This window comes from Citrobacter sp. Cm046, from assembly GCF_030333065.1.
GTDB classification, from domain to species: Bacteria; Pseudomonadota; Gammaproteobacteria; order Enterobacterales; family Enterobacteriaceae; genus Citrobacter; species Citrobacter murliniae.
Genome location: NZ_JAOWGP010000036.1, coordinates 1 through 13,956 on the forward strand (window position 1 = coordinate 1; position 13,956 = coordinate 13,956).

Below are 13,956 nucleotides of genomic sequence, written 5' to 3' on the forward strand. Positions count from 1 at the left end.
CGGTAGTTCAGTTGGTTAGAATACCTGCCTGTCACGCAGGGGGTCGCGGGTTCGAGTCCCGTCCGTTCCGCCACTTATTAAGAGCCCTGAGCTAATGCTCAGGGCTTTTTTTTATTCATTTTTATTATTGCCAAATACGCAAAAATCCTCTGCATTTTACACTCTTTTTCTGCAAAGATCTGACGGTCATAATCCTCCCAGTTAACAAACCCTGTGATTAAAAAGAGGAATTTATGGCTATCCCTGCATTCGGTTTAGGCACTTTTCGCCTGAAAGACGACGTTGTTATCGCATCTGTTAAAACCGCCCTTGAACTGGGCTACCGTGCAGTCGACACTGCGCAAATCTATGATAATGAAGCCGCAGTGGGTCAGGCAATTGCTGAAAGCGGTGTGCCACGCAGCGAATTGTATATTACCACCAAGATCTGGACTGAAAATCTGGGCCGGGACAAGCTGATCCCGAGCCTTAAAGATAGTCTGAAAAAGCTGCGTACTGAGTATGTTGATCTGACACTTATCCACTGGCCTTCTCCTAACGGTGCCGTATCCGTTGAAGAGTTTATGCAGGAATTACTGGAAGCAAAAGTGCAGGGGTTAACCCGTGAAATTGGGATCTCTAACTTCACTATCCCTTTGATGGAAAAAGCAATTGCTGCGGTGGGTGCTGAAAATATTGCAACTAATCAGATAGAGCTTTCCCCGTATCTGCAAAGCCGTAAAGTAGTTAAATGGGCCAAACAACACGGTATCCATATCACCTCTTATATGACGCTGGCTTATGGCAACGCGCTGAAAGATAAAGTGATTGCTCGTATTGCGGCTAAACATAATGCCACCCCGGCCCAGGCTATTCTTGCATGGGCAATGGGAGAAGGGTACTCAGTTATACCTTCTTCGACTAAACGTGAAAATTTGGCAAGCAATCTGCTCGCGCTACAACTGCAATTGGATACAGAGGACAAACTTGCGATCGCTGCACTGGATCGTAACGATCGCCTTGTCAGCCCCGAGGGTTTGGCCCCTGAATGGGATTAATGACTGCTGCCTTTGTGTTGAGTTAATCCTGTTTCACAGCTCCTGCGGGAGCTGTTCTTGCATGTTCACTCAAAAAGTCGATAAACGCGCGAATACGTGTACTTACAGCCCGATCGCTGTAATACACTGCGCTAAAGGGCATTTCAACGGGCAGACGTTTATCTGCCAACAACTCCACCAGTTCACCCTGCGAGATTTCTTTATCAATCATATAATCTGAAAGACAGGCAATTCCGTTCCCGTTCAGGCAAAGCTGTTTCAATGTTTCACCGCTGTTAGAAGAGAGTCCGCACTCAATTTCATGAAGCTGTCCATCGCTACAGGCAATAGGCCAGGTATTGAGTGAGACAGGCTCGGAAAAACCCAGACACAGATGTTGTTTAAGCTCCTCTACGCTCTCAGGCTCACCAAATCGGGCAATGTACTCCGGTGAGGCAATAATCTTACGATAGCTGGTAAATAGTGGGCGCGCGCGCAGGCTCGAGTCCGTAAGCGCACCTGCTCGTATTGCAACGTCAACTTTTCGCTCAATAAGATTGATAAATGTCTCCGAGGAAACTAGTGACAGCGTCATCTCAGGGTAACGTTCACGGAAAGGTTTGATGAGTGGCATCAGAAAATGCAACATCACCGGCGTCGCCGCGTCGATACGCAACAGGCCGCGCGGGGTATTACGAGACTCCATAATTTCTGTTTCTGCCGCAGCCATTTCCTGCAGTATCAACTGCACTCGCCTGAAATAACGTTCACCTTCTTCAGTCAGACTGAGCTGTCGGGTTGTTCGGTTGAGCAAACTGACACCCAGCTTCATCTCCAGCTTTTTTACTGCCCGGCTAATAGCGGAATTTGCTTGTCCCAACTGCTCTGCAGCGCGGCTAAAACTACCGCTTTCCACAACAGCAACGAAAATGGCCAGTTCTTCTGAAGTTGCTTTCATTTTTGCACCTGGAGCAAAATTATATTGAGATTTTGAATATTTTTGTTATTAAAACATCCCGGCATACTTCGTGTCATCTGATTACTGATGATATGGAGTTATTTATGCCTCTCGCTTTATTTGCACTGACAATAAGTGCTTTTGCTATTGGTACGACTGAATTTGTAATTGTCGGCCTTGTGCCGACCATCGCCGAACAGCTGGCGATCTCTTTGCCTTCTGCAGGAATGCTGGTTTCTATCTATGCGCTGGGCGTGGCAATTGGTGCGCCGGTACTGACTGCTCTGACCGGACGTCTGCCGCGTAAGCAACTGCTGGTTGCGCTAATGGTGCTATTTACGGTCGGTAATTTGCTGGCATGGCAGGCGCCTGGTTATATGACGTTAATTGTTGCACGCCTGCTGACCGGTCTCGCACATGGCGTGTTCTTCTCAATTGGTTCTACTATTGCGACAAGCCTGGTGCCAAAAGAGAAAGCAGCTTCAGCCATCGCTATTATGTTTGGTGGGTTAACGGTGGCACTTGTGACAGGAGTTCCGTTGGGAACATTTATTGGTCAGCATTTTGGCTGGCGTGAGACTTTCCTCGCGGTATCTATGTTAGGTGTCATTGCTCTGATTAGCAGTCAGTTGCTGATCCCTGCGAATATCCCCGGTCGGGCTGCTGCCAGTATCCGCGATCAGGTGAAAGTCTTAACGCATCCTCGCCTGTTACTCATCTATGCCGTTACGGCGCTGGGCTATGGTGGTGTCTTTACTGCATTTACTTTTCTTGCACCGATGATGCAGGATCTGGCGGGATTCTCACCGGCAGCGGTAAGCTGGATCTTACTGGGGTATGGCGTATCTGTTGCCATCGGTAATATCTGGGGTGGCAGACTGGCGGATAAACATGGCGCCGTTCCAGCGTTGAAATTTATCTTCGCAGCCCTGTTTGTTCTGTTGATGGTCTTTCAGTTAACTGCATCCACTCAGTACGCAGCTCTGGCGACAATCCTTGTCATGGGGATTTTTGCCTTCGGCAACGTACCAGGGCTGCAGGTTTACGTGGTGCAGAAAGCGGAGCAATTTACACCCAATGCGGTTGATGTGGCCTCAGGACTGAACATTGCGGCGTTCAACATTGGCATTGCATTGGGTTCAGTGATTGGTGGCCAAACGGTAGAGCATTATGGGTTAGCGCAGACCCCGTGGATTGGTGCGCTAATCGTATTGAGCGCTTTCTTTCTGATGAGCGTGAGCGGTCGTCTTGATAAACCCGCACGTGTAGCTATGGGATAAATCACCGATGTAAGTACCTACTTACAAAACAAACTGCAATTGTCCGTTGAAAGTGAGTGCTAAAATCCCTATAACAGAAGAACCAGTCCGGTTGCGGGCTGGTTGACGTTACAGAGGTTTGAAAGTCTAAAGTGCGAAAAAACACCTATGCTATGCGCTATGTTGCCGGACAGCCCGTTGAGCGAATTTTACCGCCAGGGTCGTTTGCGCATATTGGCCAGGCATTGCCCGCAGGCGTTCCGTTAAGCAGCGAGGATCGCATCCGCGTCCTGGTGTGGAATATTTTTAAACAGCAGCGGGCAGAATGGTTGTCGGTGCTGAAGAACTTTGGCAAAGACGCGCATCTGGTGTTATTGCAAGAAGCACAGACTACGCCTGAACTGGTGCAGTTTGCGACCGCTAACTATCTTGCTGCCGATCAGGTTCCCGCTTTTGTGTTGCCTCAGCATCCCTCTGGCGTCATGACGCTTTCTGCTGCACATCCTGTTTACTGTTGCCCGCTGCGTGAGCGTGAACCCATATTGCGGTTGGCAAAATCGGCACTGGTGACAGTTTACCCACTGCCTGATTCGCGTTTATTAATGGTGGTGAATATTCATGCTGTTAACTTCAGTCTCGGCGTGGATGTCTATAGTAAGCAGTTACTTCCCATTGGCGATCAGATTGCTCATCACAGTGGCCCGGTGATTATGGCCGGCGATTTTAATGCATGGAGCCGTCGGCGTATGAACGCGCTGTACCGCTTTTCTCGTGAAATGTCTCTGCGCCAGGTGCGCTTTACTGACGATCAGCGCCGACGCGCATTTGGTCGCCCCCTCGATTTTGTGTTTTACCGTGGTTTGAACGTGAGCGAAGCCTCTGTGCTGGTGACGAGCGCATCCGACCATAATCCTCTACTCGTTGAATTTAGTCCCGGCAAGCCTGAATAATAAAGGTGTGTCAGGTCTGCCGTAGGGCAGGCCTGTAGTGGTGCTGCCCTTTATATTTCACAACAACCGAAGGACAACACAATGACAACACGCTCCCATCATGACAACGTCGAAAAGCAGTTTGGCTCTCAGGCAAAGGCCTATTTAACCAGCGCGGTACATGCATCCGGGCGCGATTTGCAGCGACTGGCCGAGCGACTGTCCTTTTTTCCGCAGGCAAGTGTACTGGATATGGGATGTGGTGCGGGGCACGCCAGCTTTATTGCGGCACAGAATGTGAAGCAGGTGGTAGCGTATGATTTATCTTCGCAGATGCTCGAGGTGGTTGTACAGACGGCAAAAGAGAAGGGATTGGAGAATATTTCCATCCGACAGGGGTATGCTGAAAGTCTGCCGTTTGAGGATCAAACTTTTGATGTGGTGATTAGCCGATATTCAGCGCACCACTGGCATGATGTCGGGAAAGCGCTGCGAGAAGTGAATCGCGTACTGAAACCCGGCGGTGTGCTGATTATTATGGATGTGATGTCTCCCGGACACCCTGTGCGTGATATCTGGCTGCAAACCGTTGAAGCGTTGCGCGATACCTCGCATGTGCGCAACTATTCCAGCGGTGAGTGGCTGTCTCTGATTAATGACGCGAATATGATTGCCGATACGTTGTTCACAGATCGCCTGCCGTTAGAATTCAGTTCATGGGTTGCGAGAATGCGTACTCCCGTTGCACTGACAGAGGCTATCCGATTGTATCAGGAGAGTGCTTCTGCTGAAGTGAAGGCGTATTTTGAATTACAGGAAGACGGTTCGTTCACCAGCGACACGATCATGGTTGAAGCACATAAAACGGCATAAATAAAAAAGGCACTGGGGGGAAACCAGTGCCTTAATTTTTATAATCTCATCAGGAGTCCGGCATACCGTTGTTCTTTACAAACAACGTTAGCTGATCGCCTGGTTGCAGATTTTCCGTATCGCTGTTCCAGCGCATCACATCCTTAATGTTAACGCCGTGACGTTTAGCAATGCTCGAAAGCGAGTCGCCTTTACGTACACGATAGGTGATGCTATCGCTGTTGTTAGCCAGTCGCTGCGCACTGGTGCCAGCACCAACGGTCAGGCTTTGACCCACTTTCAGGGTAGATCCACGCAGATTGTTCCACTGCTTAAGATCCTTCGCATTTACGCCAAGACGTGAAGCGATGCCAGAAAGTGTATCGCCAGAGCGAACCTTGTAGCTACGGCTGTTCAGTGGCGTGTTATCCGCAACTAACGTTGACTGCACGGCTGCAATTTCGCCAGAGGCCAGAGATTCACGCAACTTCTCTGCGTGCTTCTTTGGCACCATCACGTATTGCGGGCCGCTGGCACCCAACGTAGAGCCCTTCACACCTGCATTGAATGTCTTCAGCTTGCTGACGGAAATACCCGCCATATCGGCAACCTGAGCCATCTCAACCGGACTGTTAAGACGAACACGTGCTAACGCGCGGCTTTCGTCTGTGGTTGGCAGACGCACGCCATAGCGTTTGCTGTTCTTGAGAATATCGCTCAATGCCAGCATTTTGGGCACATATAGCTTCGTTTCCTGAGGCAAAGGGAGCGACCAGAAATCGGTGGGCTTACCACGAGATTTGTTCGCTTTGATTGCCTTCATCACGCGACCTTCACCGCTATTATAAGCAGCAACGGTCAGCAGCCAGTCGCCATCAAACATCTTGTTCAGACGCTGCATCATGTCCAGCGCGGCAGTGGTGGAAGCCACTATGTCGCGACGTGCATCATAACTGCGAGTCTGTTTTAAACCATAATTGCGCCCCGTGCTCGGAATGATCTGCCAAATACCTGCGGCATTGGCGCCAGACGTTGCGTGAGGATCAAAAGCGCTCTCCACTATGGGTAGTAGTACCAGTTCCATTGGCATGTTACGTTTCTTAACCTGCCCGGCTATCCAGTACATATACGGCTCTGCCCGTAAAGTTACATCGTGGAGATAGCTCTTATTGCGTAAATACTTCTGTTTTTGTTCGCGAATCCGGTTGTTTTCCGGAATTCCCATCTTTAGCTCGTCACCAATGAAAGCCCATAAATCTTGATCGGCCGCGATAGATGTCCCATCGTCCATCCATCGCGCCTGACTAGTGAACTTTCCTGCTTCCCCTTGACCAGCTGCAGAAAGGCTCTGTGCGTGCTGTTGGACGTTACCAGTATTCTGGCACCCAACAAGCAGGACAGAGGCGAGTAATATCGCTTTTGCCTTCATGTGTGTGTCAATAGTTGCTTAAAAGACGACCGATCATAACGGCGAAGTTTTCAAAAGGCAACCCGGAATTGTCAGAACGTATCTTTCTTTGACCTTAACCAGGCAAAACGCTCTTCAGGTTGTTGCAATATTGTTTCTTTGTTAATTTCATTAATTAAATCAATATCTTCTGTTCTTAAAAAAATATTATTTCGACGCTCATTTTTCAGAATTACGGGCAGTGTCATTTGTTTTTTTACGCGTAACTCATTAACTTTACGATAATAATCATTTATGAACGAATCGTGCGGAAGGATGCTTAAGGCAAACTTCATATTTGCTAATGTGTATTCATGTGCGCAACAAACCAATGTATCGTCAGGAAGGGCGCTTATTTTTTTAAGTGATTGATACATTTGCAAAGCTGTGCCTTCAAAAAGTCGGCCGCAGCCGCCAGAGAAGAGCGTGTCGCCGCAAAATAAATAAGGATGACTAAAGTAACAAATATGTCCTAAAGTGTGACCCGGGGTAGCAAATATACTAAATTCATGCCCTAAAACGAGGGCGATATCGCCATCTTTGACTATGTGTGTCGTTCCCTTATCTTGTGTTTCTGCTGGGCCATAAACCACTATTTGTGGAAAATGCTGTAGAAGTTCTTTCACTCCGCCAACGTGATCCTGATGGTGGTGGGTGAGGAAAATGGCCTCAGGTACCCAGTTATGCTCAGCAATGGCTTTTAATACCGGAGCTGCTTCGCCAGGATCCACAATAAGGCAGTGGCCTTCATTATTTGTCAGGACCCAGATGTAATTGTCCTGAAATGCGGGAATGCTGTTAAGATTCATAAAATACCTCTCAATGCGTAACGGAAGGTTGTGATGAAACCGGCAAGGATCCCTCAAACTGTCGTAGCGCCCGTTAGCTGGGATGATTTACCCTGGGGCGAGCACTATCGTGAGGCGCTGGAGAATGAGCTTAACCCGTGGTTCGCAAAAATGTACGGTTTTCATCTGCTTAAGATTGGCAATTTAAGCGCAGAAATCAATTCTGAAGCGTGCGCGGTTTCTCATCAGGTAAATGTTTCTGCGCAAGGCTCACCGATGCAGGTGCTGGCCGATCCGTTACATCTTCCCTTCGCCGATAAATCCGTCGATGTCTGTTTGCTGGCACATACTTTGCCTTGGTGTGCCGATCCACATCGCTCAATGCGGGAGGCAGACCGTGTGCTTATTGATGATGGCTGGCTGATAGTCAGTGGATTTAATCCGGTTAGCCTGATGGGCTTGCGTAAACTGGTGCCGGTATTACGTAAAACATCGCCCTATAACAGCCGGATGTTTACGCTGATGCGTCAACTGGACTGGCTCTCTTTGCTGAATTTTGAAGTGTTGCACTACAGCCGTTTTCACGTTTTGCCCTGGAGTAAACAAGGGGGGAAACTGTTAAGCGCACATGTTCCGGCGTTAGGGTGTTTACAACTGATTGTTGCACGTAAGCGAACAATCCCGCTTACGCTTAATCCGATGAAACAAAATAAAAGCAAAGCACGTATCCGCCAGGCCGTTGGCGCAACCCGGCAATACCGGAAGCCTGACGCTTAAGTCTCGGCCTGATATCCAACATCATCCTGACTGGGACTCATCGCTGCAGCGCGCGCAAGTTCATCACAGCGTTCGTTTTCCGGGTGACCCGCGTGGCCTTTTACCCATTCCCATTTAATTTGATGCTGGCCCAGCGCGGCATCCAGACGCTTCCAGAGATCGACATTCTTCACTGGCTTTTTATCTGCAGTTTTCCAACCGCGTTTTTTCCAGTTGTGGATCCATTGAGTAATGCCCTGACGTACATACTGGCTATCGGTACTGAGAACCACTTCGCACTGTTCTTTTAGTGCCTCCAGCGCGACGATTGCGGCCATCAACTCCATACGATTATTGGTGGTCAGGTTATACCCTTCGCTGAAGGTTTTTTCACGTCCGCGATAGCGTAGAATTGCCCCATAACCACCAGGCCCTGGATTTCCCAGGCAAGAACCATCGGTGAAAATTTCTACCTGTTTAAGCATCTCTGGTAGACTTCCTGTTTTAGCAAATCGAAATCAAACGATAAGTCTGACATAAATGACCGCTATGAGCACTGGAATTACACGACAGATCGTCCTCGATACCGAAACCACCGGTATGAACCAGATTGGCGCCCACTACGAAGGCCACAAGATTATTGAGATCGGTGCGGTTGAAGTGGTGAACCGCCGCCTGACCGGTAATAACTTCCATGTTTACCTTAAGCCGGATCGGCTGGTGGACCCGGAAGCATTTGGTGTACACGGAATCGCGGATGAATTCCTGCTGGATAAACCCACGTTTGCCGATGTGGCCGATGAGTTTTTAGACTATATTCGTGGCGCTGAACTGGTCATTCATAACGCATCGTTCGATATCGGCTTTATGGACTACGAGTTCGCGAAGCTTAATCGTGATATCCCGAAAACAAATACATTCTGTAAAGTGACTGATAGCCTGGCGCTGGCGAGGAAAATGTTTCCTGGTAAGCGTAACAGCCTTGATGCATTGTGCTCACGTTACGAGATAGACAACAGTAAGCGTACATTACACGGCGCGTTACTCGATGCCCAGATTCTGGCCGACGTTTATCTGATGATGACTGGTGGGCAGACAACGATGGCGTTTTCAATGGAAGGCGACAGTCAGCAGCAGAATGATACCGGGATCCAGCGCATTGTGCGCCACTCCAGCAAGTTACGCGTTGTTTTCGCCACTGAGGAAGAGTTAGCGGCCCATGAATCGCGCCTCGATCTGGTTCAGAAGAAAGGCGGAAGTTGTCTCTGGCGGGCATAGTTTACGCATTTACAGTGTAGAAATGGCCATTCGGGTGATTTTTGCAGCAAACGATTAAAAAACGTGAGAAAAAGCGTTGACGAGGTGCGAGGCAATCCGTAATATTCGCTTCGTTCCCAAGCGGAACACAACGCGGAGTGGTAGTTCAGTTGGTTAGAATACCTGCCTGTCACGCAGGGGGTCGCGGGTTCGAGTCCCGTCCATTCCGCCACTATTCAGAAAGCCTGAATCAGCAATGATTCAGGCTTTCGTCGTTTTACTCATTACAAATATTTTCTATTGCTTTACCAGCAAAAAAATCAATAACTGACTTCGCAGCATGGATCCCTGTCTGATGGTACGATTCTACCGTCGCAGCAGCGATGTGCGGTGTAGTGATAATATTTCTGGAATGTAGCAAAGGGCTGAATTGTGGTAGCGGTTCATGCTGAAATACGTCGAGAGCGGAATGTACATTCCTTTCATCAGTTACCTGCAACAATGCTCGTTCATCTATTAATTTCCCTCGAGCAGCATTGATAAGCAAGGCACCATTTCTCATCATAGAAAGATATTTGTGACTGATAAAATTCTCTAATGATGGTGTGTATGGGAGAAGAACGATAATGACGTTAGACTGCATGAAGATGTCGTCAATTGACACAAACTTTACCGCCATTTTATCAGCCATCTCGTGATCCGGGAATTTGTCGTATGCGAGAATTTCAATGTCGAAACCGGATAACCTCTTAACCAGGGTTTTTGCTATATTCCCAAAACCTAATAATCCCACTCGTTTACTATTTAATTCATTTCCCAGCGAGTATCCCCAGTAACCATTTTGCATGTCCATGTGATTACCGGGAATATTTCTTAGGCCAGAGAAAATAAGTCCGATTATAAACTCAGCAACCGCATTGGCATTGAGTCCTCGGGCATTATTAACCACAATACCTGCTTTTTTTGCCGCCTCTGTATCTATATTATCAATACCGGTGCCAAATCTTGAGATGATTTTCAGTTTTGGTAGAAGAGAAAACACACTTGCGTCATAACAATCTGTTCCGGCAATGACTGCATCAATAGATTCACGCACGTCATCCGGTTCAGATTGAATAAGATGAGTAATATTGTTCTTAAAAATGAGATTAAACTGGTTATCGCGCAGTAACTTGCAACCTGTAACACAACGAGCTGAAAAACTGGAAACGGTGATTAATATATTTTTCATATCTAATACCTCAGACCTGAGAACGCCATCAGGTTGTGATGGCGTAGACCGGTTACAATAAAAATGACACAAGTTATGAATTTGCTTTAACGCCGAGAGCACCTCCAGGATGAAATAGACCAAAATCGGTCCGGGTAAACTGCTTTAGTTCTGACAGGGCGAGGGCCACGGCATCTCCCACGACAAGAACAGCAGTTGAAGAACAGGATGGAGCAAGACCTAAGTTATCTGCTTCGTTTCTCACCGGGATTTCTACAGATAAATTGCAATTAGTAGCCAGCGATGAGTTGTGGCTTCGGGTAAATGAGACTAAAAAATTATTCATCTTTTTTAGACTTGGCAAGGTAGCTAACAGTTCTGTTGTTTCACCACTATTGGATATCAAGATAACTACATCTTCGCTGGTAACCATACCCAGATCACCATGAACAGCTTCTGTTCCATGAATAAAAAATGAGGGGGTGCCTGTGCTGGAAAATGTAGCAGCCAGTTTTTTAGCAATTATTCCTGATTTTCCCACGCCGATAAAAACAACTTTCCCTCTGCAAGATTGGATTACTTTGACTAAACTTGCTGTTTCTGAAAGTGGCGCGTTAATTATTTCTTCAACTGCTTTGTGTTCATTACGCATGAAGGTTTTAATGAGAGAGATGATATCAGTATTATTCATGTTTATTTTCCTGATTTATTTTATCAATAACATAAGCGACCCGACATAAGCCCTGATGTAGTTTTTCTCTACTACATGCCAGATTAAGCCGTAAGAAGTTCTCTCCGCCAGGCCCATATACACTGCCAGCCATAATCCCGACTTTTCCTTCATGAATTAATCTTGAATAGAATTTATCGAACGAACAACTGATTTGTGAGCAGTCTATCCAAGCAAAGTAACAACCTTCAGATTCTTTGAGTAGCAGCGATGAAATATTTTCCTTAACATAATTAACTGCAAAATCAACGTTGGATCTAAGATGTGTTCTTAATTCGTGTAACCATCCATCACATTCATTATAAGCAACGATAGTGGCAATGATATTCAATACTGATGGCGAGTTGACAAAATCCCTGTATCGAGTTATCAACCTGAATTTCTCATTAAAATTATTATCAGGTGTAATAAGATAAGAACCCGTTAGAGCTGGGACATTAAATGTTTTTGAGATGGAGTTAAAAACAACTGTTTTATCATAATGTAACTTAAGTACAGAGGTGAATTTGTGGCTAAATGTGAAATCGCTGTGGATCTCATCGGATAATAACCAACAGTTATTTTTTGAACAGATTTCTGAGATCTTTATCAGTTCATCTTCAGACCACACTTTTCCTGTAGGATTATGTGGATTACACAATAAAATTATCTTTGCATGCTTTGCCTTGGTATTAAAATCATTCCAGTCTAGGCTATATCGACCGTCTTGTTCCCGAATCAATGTTGAAGTAGTTAATTTTCTTCCGGTGTTTTTGATAACATCAAAGAACGCATTATATGCCGGAGTAAATATCAGAATGTTATCTTCATAATCAGTTAATAACTCTAGTGCTTTGGCGATAGAGTACATCACACTTGGGCTATAGGTGATCCAATTAGCATCGATCTCCGTATCATATTTCTGACCATACCAATGGCATATCGAATTGAGATATTCGCTATGTTGCCAGCGACTATATCCGAGGATAGGATGTTCCAGTCTTTTTCGTAATGCGTTGGTTATCGCTTCCGGCATCGGTAAATCCATATCTGATATTGAAAACGGAATAATATCTTTTACGCCGAACCTATCTTCGCAGAAGTCCCACTGAGTACAGTACGTTCCTTTTCGGGAAACAGGAGTGTTAAAAATATCCATCAGTATAACTCCATATATTGGTCCATTTCTTTACGCAAGGCGATAACTTTTGTACCAATAATGACTTGCAGGGTGTTTTTGTCGAGTTTAACAATAGCGATCCCTCCCTGTCTTTTAATGGCCGTCTCGTCTATTATCTCCATATCGTTGATTGTCAGACGTAAACGTGTAACACAGTTATCCAGTGATACGATATTTTCCTTACCACCCAGGGCCTCAATCATTTTTTCTGCTGTGCTGGGACCCATATTGGTATTTATCTCAGGTTGTGCAACAGGTACTACAACCTCAGTTGCTGTTGCTGAAGGTGTCTGGTCACTATCTTCTCTGCCGACGGTCATCAGGTTATATTTAAGAATGGCCCATTTAAACACCGCGTAATAAATAAAGAAGTAGGCTATTTCTACACAGACAGCCACTGGCCAGCCGGTTCTTGTTCCGCGCAATACGCCAAAACTCATAAATTGAATCAAATCGCCAGTAAATCCCATTTTAACACCGAGATACGGTAGGAACATATTAGCAAAACCATTCATGAAAGCATGGAACACAAACAAAACAGGACTGACAAACAGAAATAAAAACTCTATTGGTTCGCTAACACCACCAATAATTACAGTCAGCACCGCAGAAATCAAAAGTGCTTTAATAGCCTTACGATTTTGTACATGGGCAGTCTGATACATTGCGAGAGCTGCGCCAGCTAAACCATACTGGATCATTAGCTTTCCCTGTTCCATTTTACCAGCAAGGTCCAGAGGAATGACGGCATTCTCTTTGACATAGGCCATAAACATATTGAGAGTACCGTAATATTCTTCACCGTTGATGATCGCTGAACCACCGATTGGTGTAAATCTGAATACGGAAGTGACTAAATGGTTTAGTCCGAAGGGAATCGTTACGCGCTCTGCAACGGCATAGAAGAAATAACCTATTGGGCCAGAGGTAGATATCCAGTGGCCGATTAACATAAAGAGGTTAAAGAACGGCGGCCATACGAAGGGAATAATGATACCGAAAACACTCATGACAATTAACGTAATGATCGGCGCAAGGCGCGGGCCGCTATAGAATCCCAGCGACTCAGGGATGCGTAGATTGACGATCCGCTTATACATAGTGAATACCATCAACCCTGCAACAATCCCCCCCAGTACGCTGGTGTTGTATGACTGAATTCCCAGAATGATAGTTTGTCCATGTGTAGACATCTGGTCGACGGGAACTAACAGACCATGGGTTTTCAGATAGAAGTTTGTCCCTAAATGCATTGCCATAAAACCCACCAGGCCGGAGAATGCACCATATGCTTTATCTTCTTTTTCTTTCAGCAGGCCCAACGGGATAGCGATTGCAAATAACACCGGTAAATTAACAAAAGCAAATAGCCCTAAATTAACAACAAAATCCAGAAATGATTTAACGATAGGGAACCCTAGTACAGGAATTAATTTGGCCATTTCCTCGCTGGCTAATCCACTTCCCAAACCTAACATCATGCCGCATACGCTTAACAGAGCGATTGGGTACATAAATGCCTTCCCCAGGCTCTGAAAAAAACTCCAGGCTTTTTTCTGTTTCATATTAACTGTCTCGTGATAAAGTGAAAGGTA

Annotated in this window: 14 protein-coding genes, 1 tRNA gene and 1 pseudogene; 7 read left to right on the forward strand and 9 right to left on the reverse strand. The window is 46.2% G+C overall.

Going from position 1 to position 13,956, the window contains the following annotated elements:
• The first annotated feature begins 233 nt into the window (after positions 1-233).
• The gene (gene dkgB, locus OGX98_RS06655) at positions 234-1,037 is read left to right on the forward strand and encodes a 2,5-didehydrogluconate reductase DkgB (RefSeq protein WP_286595013.1); all 804 of its coding nucleotides are present in this window, start codon (positions 234-236) and stop codon (positions 1,035-1,037) included.
• A gap of 22 nt (positions 1,038-1,059) precedes the next feature.
• Here the strand turns inward: dkgB and yafC are convergent, their stop codons facing one another.
• Entirely contained in the window at positions 1,060-1,974 is a 915-nt protein-coding gene (gene yafC, locus OGX98_RS06660) for a DNA-binding transcriptional regulator YafC (RefSeq protein ID WP_045440052.1), read from the reverse strand.
• A gap of 104 nt (positions 1,975-2,078) precedes the next feature.
• Here yafC and OGX98_RS06665 point away from each other — a divergent pair, with 104 nt between their 5' ends.
• From OGX98_RS06665 to OGX98_RS06675, 3 genes are all read left to right on the forward strand, one after another.
• Positions 2,079-3,254, forward strand: coding sequence for an MFS transporter (locus OGX98_RS06665; RefSeq protein ID WP_200013294.1), 1,176 nt, complete (start codon positions 2,079-2,081; stop codon positions 3,252-3,254).
• A 131-nt stretch (positions 3,255-3,385) separates the two neighbouring features.
• Positions 3,386-4,183: an endonuclease/exonuclease/phosphatase family protein gene (locus OGX98_RS06670; RefSeq protein WP_286595014.1), complete on the forward strand. Its 798-nt coding sequence runs from the start codon at positions 3,386-3,388 to the stop codon at positions 4,181-4,183.
• An 81-nt stretch (positions 4,184-4,264) separates the two neighbouring features.
• Positions 4,265-5,035 carry a class I SAM-dependent methyltransferase gene (locus tag OGX98_RS06675; RefSeq protein WP_225760496.1) on the forward strand — a complete coding sequence of 257 codons (771 nt, stop codon included), beginning with the start codon at positions 4,265-4,267 and terminating at the stop codon, positions 5,033-5,035.
• A gap of 49 nt (positions 5,036-5,084) precedes the next feature.
• Here the strand turns inward: OGX98_RS06675 and mltD are convergent, their stop codons facing one another.
• Positions 5,085-6,443 carry a murein transglycosylase D gene (gene mltD / locus OGX98_RS06680; protein WP_136345274.1) on the reverse strand — a complete coding sequence of 453 codons (1,359 nt, stop codon included), beginning with the start codon at positions 6,441-6,443 and terminating at the stop codon, positions 5,085-5,087.
• 71 nt (positions 6,444-6,514) lie between these two features.
• The gene (gloB, locus tag OGX98_RS06685) at positions 6,515-7,270 is read right to left on the reverse strand and encodes a hydroxyacylglutathione hydrolase (RefSeq protein WP_286595015.1); all 756 of its coding nucleotides are present in this window, start codon (positions 7,268-7,270) and stop codon (positions 6,515-6,517) included.
• A gap of 33 nt (positions 7,271-7,303) precedes the next feature.
• On the opposite strand from gloB, the gene OGX98_RS06690 reads away from it, so the two are divergent.
• Positions 7,304-8,026 (forward strand): class I SAM-dependent methyltransferase, encoded by a 723-nt coding sequence (locus OGX98_RS06690; protein WP_286595016.1) that lies wholly within the window; start codon positions 7,304-7,306, stop codon positions 8,024-8,026.
• Here OGX98_RS06690 and rnhA read toward each other — a convergent pair.
• On the reverse strand, positions 8,023-8,490 hold the full coding sequence (gene rnhA / locus OGX98_RS06695; RefSeq protein WP_045440067.1) for a ribonuclease HI: 468 nt from the start codon (positions 8,488-8,490) through the stop codon (positions 8,023-8,025). The two genes, OGX98_RS06690 and rnhA, sit on opposite strands and share 4 nt — an antisense overlap.
• Before the next feature lie 64 nt (positions 8,491-8,554).
• On the opposite strand from rnhA, the gene dnaQ reads away from it, so the two are divergent.
• Both dnaQ and OGX98_RS06705 read left to right on the forward strand, forming a co-directional pair.
• On the forward strand, positions 8,555-9,283 hold the full coding sequence (gene dnaQ / locus OGX98_RS06700; RefSeq protein WP_045449447.1) for a DNA polymerase III subunit epsilon: 729 nt from the start codon (positions 8,555-8,557) through the stop codon (positions 9,281-9,283).
• A gap of 134 nt (positions 9,284-9,417) precedes the next feature.
• Positions 9,418-9,494, forward strand: a tRNA-Asp gene (locus OGX98_RS06705).
• A 45-nt stretch (positions 9,495-9,539) separates the two neighbouring features.
• On the opposite strand, the gene OGX98_RS06710 is transcribed toward OGX98_RS06705, so the two are convergent.
• The 5 genes and pseudogenes from OGX98_RS06710 to OGX98_RS06725 all read right to left on the reverse strand — a co-directional run.
• Positions 9,540-10,493 (reverse strand): phosphoglycerate dehydrogenase, encoded by a 954-nt coding sequence (locus OGX98_RS06710; protein WP_045440069.1) that lies wholly within the window; start codon positions 10,491-10,493, stop codon positions 9,540-9,542.
• 73 nt (positions 10,494-10,566) lie between these two features.
• A complete protein-coding gene (locus OGX98_RS06715) occupies positions 10,567-11,163 on the reverse strand; it encodes a KpsF/GutQ family sugar-phosphate isomerase (protein WP_045440072.1) in 597 nt (198 codons plus the stop codon).
• Positions 11,156-12,340, reverse strand: a complete 1,185-nt coding sequence (locus OGX98_RS06720) for a MalY/PatB family protein (protein WP_048222016.1) — start codon at positions 12,338-12,340, stop codon at positions 11,156-11,158. The genes OGX98_RS06715 and OGX98_RS06720 overlap by 8 nt, the downstream gene beginning before the upstream one ends.
• Positions 12,340-12,681, reverse strand: coding sequence for a PTS sugar transporter subunit IIB (locus OGX98_RS24045; RefSeq protein WP_502873561.1), 342 nt, complete (start codon positions 12,679-12,681; stop codon positions 12,340-12,342). Before OGX98_RS24045 ends, OGX98_RS06720 begins: the two co-directional genes overlap by 1 nt.
• Positions 12,658-13,926, reverse strand: a pseudogene (locus tag OGX98_RS06725) (PTS transporter subunit EIIC); the annotation flags it as partial. The pseudogene OGX98_RS06725 and the gene OGX98_RS24045, both read right to left, overlap by 24 nt.
• Between the last annotated feature and the right edge of the window lie 30 nt (positions 13,927-13,956).